Source organism: Acinetobacter sp. YH12239, from assembly GCF_013417635.1.
Classification (GTDB): Bacteria; Pseudomonadota; Gammaproteobacteria; order Pseudomonadales; family Moraxellaceae; genus Acinetobacter.
This window is the reverse complement of record NZ_VPDP01000002.1, coordinates 287309-306154: the sequence shown is the minus strand read 5'-3', so window position 1 is coordinate 306154 and position 18846 is coordinate 287309. Positions and strand designations below refer to the sequence as shown.

13 protein-coding genes, 4 pseudogenes and 1 other annotated feature are annotated in these 18846 nt (G+C 38.9%); of the genes and pseudogenes, 13 read left to right on the top strand and 4 right to left on the bottom strand.

Features of this window, described 5'->3' with window-relative positions; genetic code table 11:
* Nucleotides 1–24 precede the first annotated feature (24 nt).
* Complete coding sequence (locus tag FTV17_RS03530) at nt 25–1524, top strand: succinate CoA transferase (protein ID WP_179998190.1); 1500 nt, start codon at nt 25–27, stop codon at nt 1522–1524.
* A gap of 63 nt (nt 1525–1587) precedes the next feature.
* On the opposite strand, the pseudogene FTV17_RS03525 reads toward FTV17_RS03530, so the two are convergent.
* The 3 pseudogenes from FTV17_RS03525 to FTV17_RS03515 all read right to left on the bottom strand — a co-directional run.
* Nucleotides 1588–2925: pseudogene (locus tag FTV17_RS03525) on the bottom strand (YcaO-like family protein); the annotation flags it as partial.
* Between the two features lie 38 nt (nt 2926–2963).
* Nucleotides 2964–4184 (bottom strand): annotated as a pseudogene (locus FTV17_RS03520) (IS3 family transposase).
* Nucleotides 3792–3909: a sequence feature (AL1L pseudoknot), on the bottom strand. It overlaps the preceding pseudogene by 118 nt.
* Nucleotides 4185–4221: 37 nt before the next feature.
* Nucleotides 4222–4836, bottom strand: a pseudogene (locus FTV17_RS03515) (Arm DNA-binding domain-containing protein); the annotation flags it as partial.
* 534 nt (nt 4837–5370) lie between these two features.
* Between FTV17_RS03515 and FTV17_RS03510 the strand changes: the two are divergent.
* The 7 genes and pseudogenes from FTV17_RS03510 to FTV17_RS03480 all read left to right on the top strand — a co-directional run bounded on the left by FTV17_RS03510 (nt 5371) and on the right by FTV17_RS03480 (nt 13237).
* Nucleotides 5371–6759 carry a methylenetetrahydrofolate reductase C-terminal domain-containing protein gene (locus FTV17_RS03510; protein WP_179998189.1) on the top strand — a complete coding sequence of 463 codons (1389 nt, stop codon included), beginning with the start codon at nt 5371–5373 and terminating at the stop codon, nt 6757–6759.
* Between the two features lie 207 nt (nt 6760–6966).
* The gene (locus FTV17_RS03505) at nt 6967–7647 is read left to right on the top strand and encodes a GntR family transcriptional regulator (protein WP_179998188.1); all 681 of its coding nucleotides are present in this window, start codon (nt 6967–6969) and stop codon (nt 7645–7647) included.
* A gap of 223 nt (nt 7648–7870) precedes the next feature.
* Nucleotides 7871–9941, top strand: a pseudogene (locus FTV17_RS03500) (TonB-dependent siderophore receptor).
* On the top strand, nt 9941–10957 hold the full coding sequence (locus FTV17_RS03495) for an ABC transporter substrate-binding protein (protein ID WP_179998187.1): 1017 nt from the start codon (nt 9941–9943) through the stop codon (nt 10955–10957). Before FTV17_RS03500 ends, FTV17_RS03495 begins: the two are co-directional and overlap by 1 nt.
* The gene (locus FTV17_RS03490) at nt 10954–11970 is read left to right on the top strand and encodes an iron ABC transporter permease (protein WP_179998186.1); all 1017 of its coding nucleotides are present in this window, start codon (nt 10954–10956) and stop codon (nt 11968–11970) included. Before FTV17_RS03495 ends, FTV17_RS03490 begins: the two co-directional genes overlap by 4 nt.
* Nucleotides 11967–12731: an ABC transporter ATP-binding protein gene (locus FTV17_RS03485; protein ID WP_179998185.1), complete on the top strand. Its 765-nt coding sequence runs from the start codon at nt 11967–11969 to the stop codon at nt 12729–12731. Before FTV17_RS03490 ends, FTV17_RS03485 begins: the two co-directional genes overlap by 4 nt.
* Before the next feature lie 2 nt (nt 12732–12733).
* Nucleotides 12734–13237, top strand: a complete 504-nt coding sequence (locus FTV17_RS03480; RefSeq protein ID WP_179998184.1) for a GNAT family N-acetyltransferase — start codon at nt 12734–12736, stop codon at nt 13235–13237.
* A 54-nt stretch (nt 13238–13291) separates the two neighbouring features.
* Here FTV17_RS03480 and FTV17_RS03475 read toward each other — a convergent pair whose 3' ends face one another.
* Nucleotides 13292–13960, bottom strand: coding sequence for an epoxyqueuosine reductase QueH (locus tag FTV17_RS03475; RefSeq protein WP_179998183.1), 669 nt, complete (start codon nt 13958–13960; stop codon nt 13292–13294).
* A 337-nt stretch (nt 13961–14297) separates the two neighbouring features.
* On the opposite strand from FTV17_RS03475, the gene FTV17_RS03470 reads away from it, so the two are divergent.
* From FTV17_RS03470 to FTV17_RS03450, 5 genes are all read left to right on the top strand, one after another.
* A complete protein-coding gene (locus FTV17_RS03470) occupies nt 14298–15281 on the top strand; it encodes a putative oxygenase MesX (protein ID WP_179998182.1) in 984 nt (327 codons plus the stop codon).
* Between the two features lie 50 nt (nt 15282–15331).
* Entirely contained in the window at nt 15332–16375 is a 1044-nt protein-coding gene (locus FTV17_RS03465) for a methionine synthase (RefSeq protein ID WP_179998181.1), read from the top strand.
* Between the two features lie 96 nt (nt 16376–16471).
* On the top strand, nt 16472–16966 hold the full coding sequence (locus tag FTV17_RS03460) for a flavin reductase (protein ID WP_179998293.1): 495 nt from the start codon (nt 16472–16474) through the stop codon (nt 16964–16966).
* Between the two features lie 43 nt (nt 16967–17009).
* Nucleotides 17010–17810: a sulfite exporter TauE/SafE family protein gene (locus tag FTV17_RS03455; RefSeq protein WP_092766427.1), complete on the top strand. Its 801-nt coding sequence runs from the start codon at nt 17010–17012 to the stop codon at nt 17808–17810.
* Nucleotides 17811–17913: 103 nt separating this feature from the next.
* Nucleotides 17914–18831: a LysR family transcriptional regulator gene (locus FTV17_RS03450; RefSeq protein ID WP_179998180.1), complete on the top strand. Its 918-nt coding sequence runs from the start codon at nt 17914–17916 to the stop codon at nt 18829–18831.
* Nucleotides 18832–18846 lie beyond the last annotated feature (15 nt).

Sequence of the window (18846 nt, the reverse complement as noted above, 5' to 3'; positions counted from 1 at the left end):
TCGCAATTTTCTTTTGAGATTTTTATGATGAACGGTTTAGATCGCATTCGTTTGCATGCTTTGCATGATAAAGTTATGACCGCAGAACAAGCAATTGAATTAATTCAAGATGGTGCTGTAGTTGGCTTAAGTGGTTTTGGTGGTGCAGGTGAAGCAAAAGTGGTACCACTTGCTTTAGCAGATCATGCAGTAACACATCCTTTACGTATTACAATTGCAACAGGTGCAAGCTTAGGTAATCGTATTGATGGTCGTTTAAATGATGCTCATGCTATTGCACGACGTTATCCCTATCAGGCAGATCCAGGCTTAAGAAAATCGATTAATGCTGGTGAAGTCATGTATATTGACCAGCATTTATCTGAAATGGCAGATAACATTCGCCATCATAATTTGCCAAAAACTAATGTTGCTATTATTGCTGCAACTGCAATTACAGAAGATGGTCAAATTATTCCGACAGGATCATGTGGTAATTCTGCAAACTTCATTGAAATGGCAGATCATGTCATTATTGAAATTGACACCACTATTAATCCTATTTTAGAAGGGGTACATGATATTTATGTGCCTAAAGCTCGTCCAAATCGTGGCCCAATACCATTAACACATGTTGGTGATCGTATTGGTACTGCTGGTATTTGTGTGAGCCCAGAGAAAATATCTGCAATTGTGATCAATGAAATCCCAGATACCTCATTTAGTATGGATGAACCAGATGCTGAAACACTTTCAATTGCCAAGCATTTAATCCACTTTTTTGAAGGGGAAGTTGCAGCAGGACGTTTGCCTGAAAATTTAGGACCATTACAATCGGGTGTGGGGTCTATTGCAAACGCCGTATTCTCTGGTTTTGAACATTCTAATTTTCATGATTTAGAAATGTATTCTGAAGTATTACAAGACTGTGCTTTCCAATTGTTAGATTCTGGAAAAATGAAGTTTGCTTCAGGTTGTTCAATGACATTGTCAGATCCATGTTTTGCACATGTGATGAAAAACTTTGATCAGTACAAAGATAAAATTGTGTTGCGCCCACAAGAAATTTCAAATAACCCTGAAATTATTCGTCGTTTAGGCATTATTGCCATCAATACAGCATTAGAGTTTGATATTTACGGGAATGTAAATTCAACACATGTGACTGGAACAAAAATGATGAATGGTATTGGTGGTTCAGGTGATTTCACTCGTCATGCACATATTGCTATTTTTGTAACGAAATCGATTGCGAAAGGTGGTGCGATTTCATCTGTAGTGCCAATGGTGAGTCATACAGACCATACCGATCATGATGTCGATGTTTTGGTGACAGAACAAGGTTTAGCAGATTTACGTGGTTTAGCACCTCGTGAACGTGCACTGAAAATTATTGAGATTTGCGCACATCCAGATTATAAGGAAGAGTTACTCAGCTACTTTGAGCGAGCTTGTGAGCGCGGTGGGCATACGCCACATCTTTTAGAAGAAGCATTGTCTTGGCATGCTAATTTTGAAGAAACAGGTCACATGAAAAGTGCTTAAATATTTTTAGTAATTAAAAAAGCCTTAGAATTTTCTAAGGCTTTTTTATGTTTGATCTAAAAATTATTGAGCTTGTGCGAGTAGTTTTGCACGTGCTTGATGTAGTTTCTGATAACTATCAATTAAGCGCTGATGACGGTCTAAACCTTCAAGTTTCATAGTGGTTTCGGTTAATCCATAGAAACGTACAGTACCATCAACAGATCCTAAGACAGCATCCATACGTTCATCACCAAACATACGACGGAAATTCACAACAGAATCGTCAAGTTCCATTTCATCATCTAAGACAACTTCAAGAACAACGTCCATACATTGATAGAACAAGCCACGTTCTACTGTATTGGTGTTGTATTGTAGGAATGTTTCAACCAGCTCTTTTGCTTCTTCAAAGTCTTTTAAGACTAAATTAATGAGAAGTTTTAACTCTAAAATAGTCAATTGACCCCATACGGTATTGTCATCAAATTCAATCCCAATAAGGGTGACAATATCGGTGTAATCATCAAGTTCACTTTCTTCTAAATGTTCAAGTAGAGTTCGGAGCTGTTCGTCACTTAAACGATGTAAATTCAAGATATCTTCACGGAAGGTGAGTGCTTTATTGGTGTTATCCCAAACGAGATCTTCAACATCATACACTTCAGAGTAATCTGGAACTAAAATCCGGCAAGCAGTTGTACCTAGGTGTTGATGCACAGCCATATATACTTCTTTACCCATGTCTTTGAGAATATCAAATAATGCATCTGCTTCTTTAATATTTGCATCGTCACCTTGATGAGAGAAACTCTATTCAACAAAATCATAGTCAGATTTTGCACTGAAGAAATGCCAAGAAACAACATCACTTGAATCAATAAAATGTTCTACAAAATTATTGGGTTCAGTGACTGCATTGGTGCTGAAGGTTGGTTTTGGTAAGTCATTTAAACCTTCAAAACTACGACCTTGCATAAGTTCAGTTAAGCTACGTTCAATGGCAACTTGCATGTCTGGATGTGCACCAAAAGATGCAAAAACACCACCAGTACGTGGGTTCATTAAAGTAACGCACATGACTGGGAATTGACCACCAAGAGATGCATCTTTCACTAAAGTAGGAAAGCCTTGTTCTTCTAAGCCTTTGATACCTTCAATAATACCTGGATATTTAGCTAATATTTCTTGTGGAACATCAGGTAAAGTAATTTCACCTTCAATAATTTCACGTTTTACAGCACGTTCAAAAATTTCAGATAAACATTGAACTTGTGCTTCAGCTAGAGTGTTTCCTGCACTCATACCATTACTTAAGTATAAGTTTTCTATCAAGTTTGATGGAAAGTAAACAGTTTCACCATCCGATTGGCGAACGAAAGGTAGTGAACAAATCCCGCGTTTGGTATTTCCTGAATTGGTGAACCGTACCGGGTTTGTCGGAGACTTTTTTATTTAAGTTATGCCACCTGACCTAATGGATTAATCTTATCATAGTACATTACTTCAAAATCAAAAGGTGATACATAGCCGAGAGCACTGTGTACACGCTTTTTATTGAACCAATCCACCCAGTTTAATGTTGCAAGTTGTACATCAGCTAAGCCTTGCCAATCTGCTTTTAAATATTTAATCACCTCCGTTTTGTATAAACCATTCACCGTTTCAGCCAAGGCATTATCGTATGAATCACCCGTTGTACCGACTGATGCTCGTAAATTTTCTGCCTCTAAACGATTAGTATAGCGAATGGAAAGATATTGAACCCCTCTGTCAGAATGATGAATCACATTCTTAGGCATACCTCGATCATGCAAAGCTTGTTCTAATGCATCTAGTACCATATCTGTATTCATGCGTGTCGATACTTTCCATCCAACAATTGCTCGTGAGAACACATCAATAATAAATGCGGTATACACCCAGCCTGAATTTGTTTGAATATAGGTGAAGTCAGCAACCCACAAATGATTAGGGTGATCGGCTTTAAAATTACGTTTTACTAAATCATCTGCTCGCTTTTGATCATCTCGGCTACGAGTAGTTTGTTTGTTCTTACCACGCCAAACACCTTGTATACATAGCTTTTGCATCAATCGAGCAACTGTACAACGTGCAATGATATAGCCTTCACGTTTCAACTTTTTGCCAAATTTTACGAACACCGTACCGACCTGGACTTTCCCGCCAAATTCGTTTGATTTTCTCAACATGATGTAAATCATGTAGATCTCGTTTCGCTCGATGTTCCGGATTTTCAGTGAGATCTAACGTTCGATAATAGGTCGAGGCTGCGATCGGTAAAATTCTACAAATCGCATCAACACCATATAGATCTTTATTGTTATGGATGAAATCCACCATTATTTGTGTGGGCGGTCGAGCTCCGCCTGGGCGAAAAAAGCGGCTGCTTTACGTAGAATTTCATTGGCTCGTTGCAGTTCTTTATTTTCACGTTCAAGTTGTTTAATGCGTTCTTGATCTGAAAGCTGCTGTACTTTAACTGGATTTTGTTTATCGAGATATTTTTGATGCCAAACGCGTAAAGTTTCAGGAGTACAACCGATCTTAGGGGCAATAGCAGTGATTGCAGCCCAATTTGATGGATAGTCTTTTTCGGATTCAATCAAAAGTTGAACCGCTCTTTCTCTAATTTCAGGGGTATAGTTTGATTTTTTCATCGGAACATTTTCTCAAGAAAGTTGGTCTCCGACAAACCTGGTACGGTTCATGTTCCTCACACCAATTAAGGAAAGCTCGTGTAAGTCGGTATGCTTTAGCTGATGTTGTTGGACGAAAGTCATTGTAATCAAGCCAATCGCAAAATACATCTGCAGTTAATTCAGAAAGTTTGTACTCAAACAGTTGATAAATGGGTTGACTGGTATAAACACTATTTTTTTCAGGATCGTAACCACCTCGAGATAATTCGATATGGTCCTGATAACTTCTTGGTCGCCAATCAGATTGTCTTGCTTTTAAATATTCCAACCATACATCTTTAAATTTAATCGTCTTGCGTTTCTCTTGTTTTAGCATTTCTTTATTATCAGCTAAAGCTTTCTTACGCTCGATCAATGGGTCAATCCCTTTGTGACACATAATAGCTAATTCTTGTGCATACTTACGAGCGTCATCTAATTTCCATATATCAACGTCACCAATTTTGATACGACGGTTTTGAAGACCAATACGACCTTGGAAAATGTAGCTTTTATCATTTTTAGGTGTAACTTTAACACCAAATCCAGGTGTTTTTTCATCCCAAAAGAAAGTTGGTTTAGTTTGGTCTGAGCAATCAATTTTATCAATTGTGGGTTTTGTTAGTTTCATTCTAGTAAGCGTCTGGTAAGCAAGTAGTAAGCAAAATCAATATATTAATCTACAAAAAGAGTGAATAGTAAACTTTTTAAAATAAATAACTGTATGATATTGTTGAATTAATAGTTGTATCTTTTTGATTTTTAATCTTTATATTAACAGATTCATAATCCGTTGGTCGACAGTTCAAGTCTGTCTGGGCCCACCAAATAAAACGACCACTTACGTGCATTAATCGTAAGTGGTTTTTTATTTTTAAATTTTGGTAAGTAAATGGTAACAGCTTAAATCATCAATTATTTATAATGAGCTTTAGGGCACAAAGAGTTGAAAGATAGAATATCCTGATTTAATCAAATTTAACGGTTGTTTTACAATCTTGTTCAAAAGCCGATTTTTCCCAAGCTATTTAAATTTAATAGATAACTTGGAAATGGGTTACATCTAATTTAATAAATTCTGTTAATCCTTGAATAAGTGCATGAATTCTATTCATTTGGATTTGGACAATGATTGCAGTCTAAAAAATTCGGTCAATCAAGACACATGCTTAATTTTTTTCAAAACTTAGAACTTCAAAAATTCTGTATTTTAGTAGAGTATTTAACCTCAACCAAAAGCCAACAGATAACACGTAATATAGCGGGCTTTCCAGCCTTTGTAGCCATTGCCGATCGTGTCCAATCGGATCACGATATGGTACCCCTTGAAGCAAGTCAGGATTATCCAAAATCAATCGATAAAGTTTTGCATTTTTCAGGGAAAGGTCGTGATATTAAGGATTTTGAGTTATTTCTTCATCAGGCTAATTCAGCTCAGATTAGAAATTTACTTTTGATCACTGGTGATAAGCTTAAAGAGCATAGTTATGGGGATGATCAATTTGAACGTACCCGATACTTAGAATCGATTAATGCAGTGATGTCCGCAAAGAATTATGGTGGCTTTAATATAGGTGTTGCATTTAATCCCTTTAAATATACTGAGGCTGAGCATTATGCTCAATATTTAAAATTACATAAAAAAGTTAAAGCCGGCGCAGATTTTATTATTACCCAATTAGGGTATGACATGGATGCCTTAAAAGAGATAAAGTCTTTTCTAAAACATTACCATTACAAACAAAAAATACTGGCTTGCGTTATGCCACTGAGCTTGGCACGGGCCAATTTTATAGTCAAAAATAAAGTCGCTGGTATTGTGATTACACCTTATATGTTGAGAGTGTTGGCTCAGGAAAAACAGAATGGATTGGCTGCAAATGCGTATAAGCGGTGTGCCATACAAATATTGATGTGTAAGCTTTTAGGTTTCAATGGTGTTCATCTTTCAGCATGCGAAAAGTCAGAAGAACAGAAGATTCTTCAAAATTATATTGAGCAATATCAACATGATGATTTAGAGGAACTAGAAGCACGCTGGAAATCTCTTTGGCAGATTAAGACTGGAAATGAGTTTGTTCCAGAATTAACTTATGATGCACGTCAACCGACATTAGGTCAGCTGATTAAATATCATCATTTGCATGTCATGCATAAAGCCCTTTTTGAGTCCAAAATCTCTAAAGGTATAGGTAAGTTTATTTTTAAAGCGTCCTTTTGGAATAACGAGCTAGCATCAAAAACTTTGTTAAAAACCGAATTTACGTCTAAACATATGGTTGTGGGCTGTGAAAATTGTGGTCAATGTAGATTGACTGATACTTTATATATTTGCCCTGAAACATGTCCTAAAGGACTTGCAAATGGTCCTTGCGGAGGCACCACATTAGATCGATGTGAGTTTGGAGATCGTGAATGCATTCACTCTGTAAAAGCCCGATTAGCCAAAGCCGTAGGACAAACTGACGTTTTAAAAGATACCCTGATTGCAACCGTACCCGTTGAAGTTCGTGGAACCAGTTCTTGGAAAAATTGGTTTTTGGGAAAAGTTTAAGTCTTTTCAATTTCTTGTATGGTTTGATTTATATTATTGAAATGCAATTATTAATTAGCGTTATATTGGGGCTTAAATTAAATTATCCTATAAATCTAAAAGCCAAAATTTAATCTATTTTCCTATATATCAACATTTACTGATTCTTAAATTCTCATGATGACTCTATAATTTATTTATTACATAGATGTAAAACGAGAATTAAGGATGAGCATAACGCCCATTAAGTCAGGCACTGGCAATTTAGCTAATGTGATTTATCAACAAATAAAGGATGATATTTTTAGCTTTAAGCTCAAACCTGGACAACGTTTTACTGAAACGGACCTTTCTGAAAAGTATGAGGTTAGCCGTACCCCAACACGGCAAGCACTGTATCGTCTTGAACAAGAAGGCTATGTGAATGTGCATTTCCGCAGTGGTTGGGAAATTAAGCCTTTAGATTTTACCTTTTATCAGGAGCTCTTTGATTTACGTATGATCTTGGAAAAAGAGGCTGTTAAACGTTTATGCGTAATGGATCATGAGCAATCTGAAGAATTACAGAATTTAAAGCGATTATGGCTTGTAGACGAACAGGACTATAACCAGAACACCAAAGCATTGGTGCTGCAAAGTGAAGATTTTCATTGTGCCTTGGTTAGAGCTGCAGGAAATCGTCAAATCGCCAAGATTCATCATGAAATCAGTGAAAAAATCCGAATTGTGCTCAGTCTAGGCGCCATGCGTGAATTCGATATCCAGCATGCTTATCAAGATCATGCTGCAATACTTAGATGTATTTTAGCTCGTGATGCTGATGGGGCGATCCATTTAGCAGAACATCATGTCTTACATAGTATTGAGGACGTGAAGAAAATTATCCATAAAATATTTTCGACTGTTTAGGATAATTTATTAAAATTAAAAAATGCCAATTTTCAAAAATTGGCATTTTTTTTGCTTCTAATTCATATCTTGTATACAAGAATGTACACAAAACTAATCCAGCGATGCCAGAACAACATATGCTTAGTTTTAGTGCACCAATTTGAATTCAATATTTGTAAATGCATCAATATTGTGCGTATAGATGAGGATAGTTTTTTTGAAATCGCGTGTGGTTTTTTTAATGAGTTTGGTTGGTATAAGTGATCAGGTGTTTGCTACAGATCAGCTCAAAACCCTAGATACGATTTATCTCAGCACAGCTTTAAACTCAGAATCTACACTGCACGCTCAAGCGCTTACCAAATTTCAGCATGATCTATTGGACATCCCGTTTAATAAAAGCCATCTGTCGCAAGATGTCATTCAGCAGCAAGATATTCAGCGCATCGATCAAGCCCTTAGCATCGTGAGTGGGGTACTGCATCAAAATAATTATGGTGGGGGCTTTTGGGATAATTATTCATTCCGAGGTTTCCAAGGTAATCCCAATATGGGGGTGAATGCCATTCGTAATGGGCTAAGTGTCAATCGTGGCATTTCTGCACCGCGAGATATGGTGAATATTGAATCACTGGATTTTTTAAAGGGTCCGAGTGCCTCACTGTATGGGCGTGGCGAGGTCGGTGGTGCATTGAATGTCACCACAAAAAAACCAAAATGGACGTCTGAAACAGAACTTAATCTTCGTGGGACAACACAAGATGAATATCGTTTAAGTCTTGAACAGACCGCGCCAATCAGCGATGCGTTGGCGTATCGAATGGCTGTTGCCATTGAGGATAATCAGTCGTTCCGTGATCATGTCAGTAGCCAACGTTTATTTGTCGCACCGCAATTCTCATGGAAATTATCTGAAAATACCCAAGTGCATTTAGATACTGAATTTACCCAGCATTTAGGCACATTTGACCGTGGTATCACGGATGTAAATAACCAGTTATTGATGGATCCAAAGACCTTTACCGGTGAGCCTTCTGATGATGATATGCGCGTCAAAGACAATCTCTATCAAGTTCGATTAAAGCATCAGTTCAATGACGCATGGCAGATGAATGCTGCGATCAGTTATAAAGACGCCCAGATGGTGGGCTATTCGACAGAACCACGCAAATTACAAGCAGACTTAGAAACGCTAGAGCGTCAGCGTCGTCATCGTGATTATCAGACTGAGGATATTTTGCTCCAAGCTGAAGTACTTGGCCAACTGCAACTCGGTCATGTTCAGCATGAATTTGTACTCGGTGTAGAAACAGGGCGTTTAGACTTTATGCAACGTCAATTGCGTCTCAATCACTCGGCTGCTCAGCCCAATTGGATCAATATTTACGAGCCCACTTATGGGCAATTTAGCCCTGAACTACCTTTGTATACCGATTCGGATGAACGTCAGCAGTACATGGCTGTGAATCTACAAGATCAGGTCTTTTTTAATGATCAATGGAATATTTTATTCGGCGGTCGCTTAGATCGTGTCGAACAGCGCTTTATCAATCATCGTACGCAGTTCAAAGATGAGAGCACAGCACAAAAGTTTAGCCCACGAATTGGTCTGAATTATCGTCTTACGCCAGCACTCTCTTTTTACACCAACTATGGCGAAGCATTTTCAATCAATAATGGCATGGGGCGCACAGGGGAGACGTTTGCACCTGAAACAGCGAAAAGCTATGAAATCGGCGCGAAATACCAATGGCAAGATCACAGCATGCTTAGCATCGCCTTGTTTGATATGACCAAAAAAAAATGTACTGATGACGGATGCCATTGACCCAAACTTTGAAGCTGCAGTCGGTGAAGTGAAAAGCAAGGGGCTTGAAATTGACTTCAACCACCGTATTAATGACCAGATGATGGTGTCAGCAGGCTACGCCTATATGGATGCCAAAGTCAGCAAAGATGATGTGTTGCCTGCAGGCTCAGCACTGAGCAACGTACCCAAACATAGCGCACATGTCATTGCAAGCTATGACCTTTGGAAAAATACGCAACACGCAGCAGGTCTAAATTTCAACCTCCATTATGTCGGGCAACGGAGTGGAGACAGCCCAACCAATACGGCTAATGGTTTCAGCTTACCTGCCTATACCGTATTGAACTTTGGGGCTTATTACCAAGCAAATCCAAATTTACGCTATCAATTGAATATTCATAATTTGTTAAACGAGGAATATTACCTATCCAGTTATAGCCATGTATGGATACAAGCTGGTGAGCCGATCAAAGCAGCGTTATCAGTACAGTGGCAATACTAATGCGAATATTTATTGTCATTTTACTGAACTGTGTACTGTTGGGTTGTACGGTAACAGAGCAACCGATACCAGCAAAAATACAAAGCCCAACATCGCGTTGTGTGATGGATAGCTCAGAAACCGAAGTCTGCTTAGTTCAGCCAGCACAGCGCATTGTATCCTTATTTGAGTCAGGTTTAGACGGGCTATATATGTTGGGGCAGGGTGCAAAGGTCGTGGGGATTCCTGCCGAGGTGTATTTACAGCCCTTGTTATTTGATGCCTACTCAAAAATGGATTCGCGTATTGCCAATAAACAACTGACCACACCTTCACAAGGCTCAAATGCCACCAATATTGAAAGCTTAATGCTGTTAAAGCCGGATTTGGTGATTTTAGTTAGTGGGCAAACGCAAACCATTCAATTGCTTCGACAATTTGGTATTGCAGTCTATGTGATGGAATCAGGCACTTATGAGCAAGTAAAAGAAGAGCTGTATGAAATTGCTCAACTCACCGGTGCTGAGCAACGTGCCAAAGAAATTCTGGATTTTTCAGATGCGCTTCTAGCAGAAGTGGCACTCAAAACCTCAAAACAAAAATATAAGCAATCAGTGTATTACGCATGGTCAGGTGGGCGGATCTATTCAACCTCAGGCCGCAAATCAATTACCAATGATTTTATTGAATTGGCAGGGGCTTACAACATTGTTAAGACAGAGACCAATCAACCGAATGTTAATCCAGAAACGTTGATTGAGTGGAATCCCGACAATATTGTGCTGTGGAATACCGACCCAAACCTGATTTATCAGCGTAAAGAATTGCAAGGTCTAAAAGCAGTACAACAACAGAAAGTGTTTAATCTCAGCCCTGCATTTATCTATAACCCTCATACCATCAAAATTATTGTGACTGCGATTTATCTGCATCATCACATTTATCCTGACACTTCAGACTTAGCATTTGAAGCTTTGCAACTCAAGATTTTAGAGAAGCTCTATGGTCAGAAAATTGCCAAGGAGTTGATGTCATGAGCCATACTTCATGGAAGTACACTTGGTTTTATCCATTGCCGATTCTGCTGATTTTTACGTCGCTGTTACTAGGACCCAGTCAAACATTAAACGCAGGGGATTATGCGCTTTGGTTTATCCAATGGATGTTGGGTACTCCATATTTTGATGCGCAACAATTTAGCTTGATGCAAAATATTGTCTTCAATATTCGCCTACCACGCATCTTATTGACCTTTATGGTCGGGGCTGCTTTGGCAACAGCCGGCAATGGATTACAAGCTTTATTCCGCAACCCCTTAGTGGATTCCTATGTGCTGGGGATTTCTTCAGGTGCCGCCTTTGGTGCGGCTTTAGCATTATCTTTGAGTTGGTTATCGCCCAATTTATCAGCATTTATTTTTGGCGTATGTGCAGTGGCATTAACCTATATATTTGCCCGACAAAAATATGAAAGCCAAACTTCGTTGGTGATGGTGATTTTATCCGGCATGATTGTTTCAGGTCTGTTTTTAGCAGGACTGACCATTATTCAATATTTAAGTGATCCTTTTAGATTACAAGCGATTGTGCAATGGACCATGGGGAATTTACATCAAGCATCGTGGCAAAAAGTCCAATATGCGGTTGTGCCGATCACGGTGGCTTTAATGGGCTTATACGCCATGCGTTGGCGCTTGAATCTGATGGCATTGGGTGCTGATGAAGCACAAGCCGTGGGGGTGAATCCGAAGTGGGAGCAGCTTATACTGATTATATTGGTCACGCTATGCACCTCAACTTCAGTGGCTGCTGCAGGCATTATCAGTCTATACGGACTATTTATGCCGCATATTGTGCGCATGTTGGTCGGTCCTGACCACCGCTTCAGTATTCCTGCCAACATGATTTTAGGCGGTAGTTTTTTACTGCTGATTGATAATTTTTCACGGGTTTTACTCAGCTTTGAAATTCCAATTGGCATTTTCACCATGCTCCTCGGTGCGCCATTTTTCTTATTATTAATCAAAACACAAAAGACGGCTTGGGCATGATTCATATTGAACAGTTGAACTATGCCTATGGGCATAAACACGTGTTAAAAAATATTCAGCTTGAATTTCCAGCCCATCAGTTTTCGGTGATTTTAGGTCGCAATGGTTGTGGCAAATCGACCCTATTTAAACTGATGTCAGGTTTAGAACAGACCACAGATGGGCAAGTACTTTATGCAGGTCGAGCTTTAGAAAACATAAAAGGTAAAGAAAGGGCCGCGCTACTTGGATTTTTACCGCAGTTCCATAAAACGGTTTTCCCATTTTTAGTTAAAGATGTGGTGATTACAGGTCGGGCTGCTTTTAGTCGATTTCGTCCATCTAAACAAGATTGGGACATGGTCGATCAGGCTTTAATTGATCTCGATATCGAACATTTAAAAGAACGCCCTTATACCGAGCTTTCAGGCGGAGAGCGTCAATTGGTGATGATTGCCCGTATTTTGGTGCAAGCACCAAAAGTGATTTTATTAGATGAGCCGACCAATCATTTGGATGTCTATTATCAATCTTATTTGATGAAAAAACTGCGTCAATTGTCACGGCAGAATTTTACTGTGATCGCCATTATGCATGACCCGAATTTGGCTTTCTTATTTGCAGATCATTTGTTCTTTATGCGTGAACATGAAGTGATTCGCCCTGATTCAAAAGCGCGTCTCACCGATCCGAAATTTTTAAAAAGCGTCTACGATGTCGAGTTTCATGAAGCCATGATTCAAGATAAAACCATTGTTATCCCTGATCATTCTTGGTTGTAAAAATGAATTTAACGTTTGAAACACTACAATCCGCCGATCAATCTGTCATTCAATTTGCTTTAGATTCACGGCAGCTTTTATTTCCAGAACTGTATAGCACTAGTATTCCCAAAGATATTGCCCAGTTTGAGCAGTACTATGTAGACACTCCTTTAGGATGCTTTATCACAGTAAAAGATCAAGGACGGATTATTGCAACGATTGCTTATCGGATCTATGACGGACGTTTTGATTTGGATATTGCTGAAGGTGCCGTTGAGGTGGTTAAACTTTTTGTGCTGCTTGAATATCGTCGACAAGGCATTGCCACGCAACTGTGTCAGTTATTATTTACACATGCCGAGCAACACGGCATAGAAACCTTGTATTTGCATACACATCCCTTTTTACCTGCAGCGGAGCAGTTTTGGCGTTTACAAGGTTTCGACGTGATTAAACGTGAGTGGTTAAAAACTTACAATACCATTCATATGTTAAGAACTATAAAATCTGATCAACGATTTTGAAATTTAGCCATTAGCTTAATTATTTATATAGATTATAGCTAAATACTGAAGTAATCAGTCTAGATCATCCAGAGCATTTGAATAGAATTTCACACCTATTTTGATGCGATCACGCCCTTGGCTCATACGCCAACGATTAGTATCACGTAAGGAATAGACGCAACCACAATATTCCTGTTGGTAAAACTCCTCTTTTTTGCTGATTTCGAGCATACGCACAGCACCACCATTCTTACGCCAGTTGTAATCCCAATAAGTTATCCCTTCATAATGTGAAGCTGAACGATGACCACAGTCGTTGATTTGCTTCATATCTTTCCAACGGGAAATACCAAGCGAACTACTTATTAGACTGAAGCCATTTTCAGCTGCATATAAAGCTGTACGTTCAAAACGCATGTCAAAACACATAGTACAACGAATGCCTTTTTCAGGTTCATTTTCCATACCTTTGGCGCGTGCAAACCAATTGTCTGTATCGTAATCACAGTCGATAAAAGGAATGTTATGTTTTTCGGCAAAGCGAATATTTTCTTCTTTACGAATTTCATATTCTTTGACAGGGTGAATATTGGGGTTATAAAAAAAGATCGAAAAGTCGATGCCTGATTCAATCAGGGTTTCCATCACTTCACCCGAGCATGGTGCACAGCAGGAATGAAGTAGAAGTTTGTCGTGACCTGCTGGGAGAGATAGTTTTTGACGTTCAAGTTTGTTTGACATATTTATATGGGTTTAAATTTAAACCCTATATTTTAAAGATTGAGTTGATAAATAAACCTCTAATAAGCTGATATTTTCTAAGGTTAGGTTGAGATAAATTCACTTGAGCACCATTTGAGTGAATGGAATCGCATCCGTATACCAGTGATCTACACATTAACTGCATGGATAAGTTAGCTCATCTATTCTAAATCGCTTTGAAATAGCGAATATGCTTTAACATGAGAGATTCTCATCTTGAGCTGAATTTATATCGTTTTACTCACTTTATTATTCACGTTTAAATACAGCCATTCAGAAATTTAGCTTTTTATAAAATTTTTAGGTGGCAATCTCCATGAGTACAGCATTTGAGTGTTCAATTAAACGTATCCGTTTTGATGAAAACTATACGCCAGCAGAAAGTACACGTTTGACTACAAACTTTGCTAATTTGGCTCGTGGTGAAAGTCGTCAGGAAAATCTGCGCCGTACACTTGCGATGATCAATAACCGTTTTAATAGCTTGGCAAAAGTTGATAACCCTAAAGGTGATCGTTATTCACTTGAGATCGACATCATTTCTGCTGAAATTGATATCGAAGGTAATGGTCAAACCTTCCCATTTATTGAAACACTGAAAAGTATGGTGATTGACCACCAAACAGGTGAACGTATTGAAGGCATGATAGGCAATAGCTTCTCATCTTATGTGCGAGATTATGACTTCAGTGTGGTATTGCCTCAGTTGGGTTGTGGCGTGGGTGAAAAACCTGAAGATTTTGGTAATCTACATGGCAAATTGTATAAACATTTGGTGAATTCAGCAGTATTTAAAGCAGAATTCAACAAAGAACCGGTAATTTGCTTAAGTGTTTCAACCTCTAAAACCTATTATTGTACATCCAATGTACATCCTATTTTAGGTGTGGAATACAAAAATGATGAATATTCACGTACCGATGAATATTTTGCCAAAATGGGCCTACGTGTACGCTATTTCAAACCAGAAGGTGGTAATGCGCCACTCGCATTCTATTTCGCTGGAGATTTACTTCGTGATTACACTGATTTTGAATTGATCAGTGCGATTGCAACTATGGAAAGCTTTCAAAAAATCTACCGTCCTGAAATTTACAATACTAATTCACCAGCAGGTGTGGAGTATCAACCAAGCTTAAGCTATGGCGACTACTCACTAACTCGTATTGTTTATGACCGTGTAGAACGTGCTGAGTTAGCAGTCAAACAAGGTAAATGGACAGAAGAAAATTTCATTAAGCCTTATCAAGACATTTTAAATGAATGGGCTGAAAATTTCGAAGTCGAAACAGCTGCTTAAAACACCCAATTGATATACAGATTCACGAATTTAGAGAAAGAAGATTAGACATGGCACTTACACCACCGAAATTATTACTCCCAACTTCAACTGCGGGTAGTTTACCGAAACCATCTTGGTTAGCTGAGCCTGAAAAACTATGGTCTGCATGGAAACTCGAAGGGGAAGAGCTTCTTGAGGCAAAACGTGATGCATTGAAACTCTCATTACATGAGCAAGTCACTGCTGGTATTGATATCGTGAGTGATGGTGAACAAACCCGTCAGCACTTCGTCACTACATTTATTGAGCATCTTGAAGGTGTGGATTTCGAAAAGCGTGAAACCATGCGTATTCGTAATCGTTATGATGCAAGTGTACCTTCTGTTGTGGGCGAAGTTTCTCGTAAACAAGCAGTATTTGTAGACGATGCGAAATTCTTGCGTAGCCAAACCAATCAGCCAATTAAATGGGCGTTGCCTGGTCCAATGACCATGATTGATACTTTATTTGATGGTCACTACAAGAGCCGTGAAAAATTGGCTTGGGAATTTGCCAAAATTTTAAACCAAGAAGCTTTAGAGCTTGAAGCAGCAGGCGTGGATATTATCCAATTCGATGAACCGGCGTTTAACGTATTCTTCGATGAAGTAAATGATTGGGGGGTACCAACCCTAGAGCGTGCACTTGAAGGTTTAAAATGTGAAACTGCGGTTCATATTTGCTACGGTTACGGTATTAAAGCCAATACCGATTGGAAACAAACTTTGGGTAATGAATGGCGCCAATACGAAGAGTCATTTCCGAAGCTACAACAATCTAAGCTCGATATTATTTCGCTTGAATGCCAAAACTCACGTGTGCCAATGGATTTGATTGAATTGATTCGTGGTAAGAAAGTCATGGTCGGTGCAATTGATGTGGCAACTAATCAAGTTGAAACCGCAGTAGAAGTCGCGAATACCCTGCGTAAAGCTTTGCAATTTGTGGACGCGGATAAGCTTTATCCATCAACGAACTGTGGTATGACGCCGCTCTCTCGTCAAGTGGCACGTGGCAAGCTTGAGGCTTTAAGTGCTGGAGCTGCCATTGTCCGTAAAGAGCTAGAAGCTTAATCAAACGTAGTCTAGTATTAATCAGGGCAAATCGTCGCAAGATCATTTGTTCTGTCTAATGTACGACACGTCATATGTATATTTGAGATGAAAGAGATGATTGAAGCAACAGACTTTAGAAATGCAATGTCTTTACTTACAACTGCGGTAAATGTGATTACAACCACAGGCGAAGCAGGGATGCATGGCTTTACTGCATCTGCGGTATGTAGTGTCACAGATACTCCGCCAACACTATTAGTCTGTATGAATCAGTCCTCTCGTTCACATGCACATTTTGTTGAAAATAAAGTCTTAGCTGTAAACGTACTGAGTAATCAGCATGAACAGCTTTCGAATGCTTTTTCTTCAAGCAAGCTCAGCTCAGAAGATCGTTTCAGACTAGGTGATTGGATTGAGTTAAAAACTGGGTCGCCGATTTTAGAAGATGCTTTAGTCAGTTTTGATTGCGAGATTGAGAATATTCAACAAGTCGGTACACATAGTATTTTTTTATGCCGTGTGACTGCAGTAAAGCAAAGTAATCAAGAAGAAAGTTTGGTGTACTTTAACCGTGCTTATCATCAAGTGGGTCAGTTGGAACACGCTTAACTCAACCCCTTAATCCCTTCATCTTTTTAAAAGTTAGTCTATTGTGGAACTTATAACCTTTTTAATCATCGGTGCATTTGCTGGTTTTGCGGCTGGGCTGTTTGGTGTAGGCGGTGGTACGATTATTGTGCCACTACTTTTTATTGTCTTTACCCAAATGGGTTATGATCCTGATGTCATTATGCATCTGGCACTAGGAACATCTTTAGCAACAATCGTTGTCACTTCGATTAGCTCATTAATGGCACACCATAAAAATGGTGCTGTGCTATGGCCTGTATTTAAAAATTTAGCTCCACCCATGGCCATCGGCTGTTTTGCAGGTGCTGGAATTGCTGGTTTGTTACCGGGATTACATCTTCAAATCATGGTCGGCTTATTTTTAATTTGGGTGGCGTATACTATGTTTACAGGCGCGAACAAAGCAGTTAATTCAACAATGGCTCTTCCTTCATCAAGTCAGCAAGTTGCAGCAGGTAGTGTCATTGGGATTGCATCGGCACTCTTTGGGATAGGTGGTGGTAGTCTGACCGTTCCATATCTGAATCGTTATGGGGTGGTGATGCAAAAGTCTGTCGGTACATCTGCTGCTTGTGGATTACCAATAGCTCTAGCTGGTGCTATAGGGTTTATGGTTTTTGGTATGACTGCTGAGATCAATGTGCCGAATACCATCGGGTATGTTCATATTTATGCTTTCATTGGCATTAGTGTGATGAGTTTTATAACAGCAAAATTTGGTGCCAAAACTGCACATGCCTTATCGCCAGCAATGTTAAAGAAATGTTTCGCTGTCTTGTTGGTTATCATAGGAAGTATCTTCCTTGTAAAAGGATTGATTTAATTTCACCCAAATGTCTTATCACCCTAGATAGCTCACTTAATGTGGGCTAAAGCGAAGATTTTAATATGTCCCTAGAGGGATCATGATTTGAGTTTTTTCCCATATGATCGAACTAAAACATTTGAAAATGCTATTGGCTTTGAGAGAGCATGGCTCTTTAGTCGCTGCAGCGAGTGATCTCTGCATTACACCTTCAGCCGTATCTCATCAGTTACGTGAGCTTGATCAGTGGATGGGGGTTGAAGTCGTCAACCGCAAGACGAGACCAATTACTTTTTCTAATGTTGGTTTAAGACTGTTGCAGTTAGCGGATGAAATTTTACCGCAAGTTCAGATTGCTCAAAGCGATATCACGCGTATTATCCATGGGCAAACTGGTAGAATTACATTTTCTTCAGAATGCCATAGTTGTTTTGATTGGCTCATGCCGATATTAAATCAGTATCGAAACCAATATCCTGATGTTGATTTAGATTTCGCATCAGGGTTTGAAGCAAATCCTCATGAATTGCTACAAAATGGCGAATTTGATTTGTTGATTACTGCAGACCCAATTGCATTAAAAGGAGTTGAATATTTCCCAGTATTTGAATATGAATCACGACTTGTTTTATCTACAACACATCCTTTGGTACGTGCAAAAAACATTACTGTTCATGATTTAGCTGAAGAAACGCTGATTACATTTCCAGTAGACAAACATCGTTTAGATATCATGTCGAAGTTGTTCATTCCTGCAAATATTCTTCCAAAAAATATTCGAACCACAGATCTGACCCAGATGCTGATTCAGTTAGTCGCAAGTGGGCGTGGAATCGCAGCTTTACCAGATTGGGTGGTAAACGAATATGAAACCAAAGGATGGGTAACTTCACGTCGCCTAGATTGCGTTGCACCAGAGGGGTTAAGGCGTACTTTATATGCAGGTTTTCGAACTGAAGATAAGGAAAAAGATTATTTCGATTCATTTATAAAAAAATTAGCTAAATTTTCAGAATCAAGAAAACTCTATTACATGTAATAAAGTTTAATCTTA

Excerpts from the sequence above, each read along its gene's own strand:
- FTV17_RS03495 (WP_179998187.1), top strand. The coding sequence starts at position 9,941 with ATGCGAATATTTATTGTCATTTTACTGAACTGTGTACTGTTGGGTTGT.
- FTV17_RS03475 (WP_179998183.1), bottom strand. The coding sequence starts at position 13,960 with ATGTCAAACAAACTTGAACGTCAAAAACTATCTCTCCCAGCAGGTCAC.
- FTV17_RS03490 (WP_179998186.1), top strand. The coding sequence starts at position 10,954 with ATGAGCCATACTTCATGGAAGTACACTTGGTTTTATCCATTGCCGATT.
- FTV17_RS03530 (WP_179998190.1), top strand. The coding sequence starts at position 25 with ATGATGAACGGTTTAGATCGCATTCGTTTGCATGCTTTGCATGATAAA.
- FTV17_RS03450 (WP_179998180.1), top strand. The coding sequence starts at position 17,914 with ATGATCGAACTAAAACATTTGAAAATGCTATTGGCTTTGAGAGAGCAT.
- FTV17_RS03470 (WP_179998182.1), top strand. The coding sequence starts at position 14,298 with ATGAGTACAGCATTTGAGTGTTCAATTAAACGTATCCGTTTTGATGAA.
- FTV17_RS03510 (WP_179998189.1), top strand. The coding sequence starts at position 5,371 with ATGCTTAATTTTTTTCAAAACTTAGAACTTCAAAAATTCTGTATTTTA.
- FTV17_RS03505 (WP_179998188.1), top strand. The coding sequence starts at position 6,967 with ATGAGCATAACGCCCATTAAGTCAGGCACTGGCAATTTAGCTAATGTG.
- FTV17_RS03460 (WP_179998293.1), top strand. The coding sequence starts at position 16,472 with ATGATTGAAGCAACAGACTTTAGAAATGCAATGTCTTTACTTACAACT.
- FTV17_RS03485 (WP_179998185.1), top strand. The coding sequence starts at position 11,967 with ATGATTCATATTGAACAGTTGAACTATGCCTATGGGCATAAACACGTG.
- FTV17_RS03480 (WP_179998184.1), top strand. The coding sequence starts at position 12,734 with ATGAATTTAACGTTTGAAACACTACAATCCGCCGATCAATCTGTCATT.
- FTV17_RS03465 (WP_179998181.1), top strand. The coding sequence starts at position 15,332 with ATGGCACTTACACCACCGAAATTATTACTCCCAACTTCAACTGCGGGT.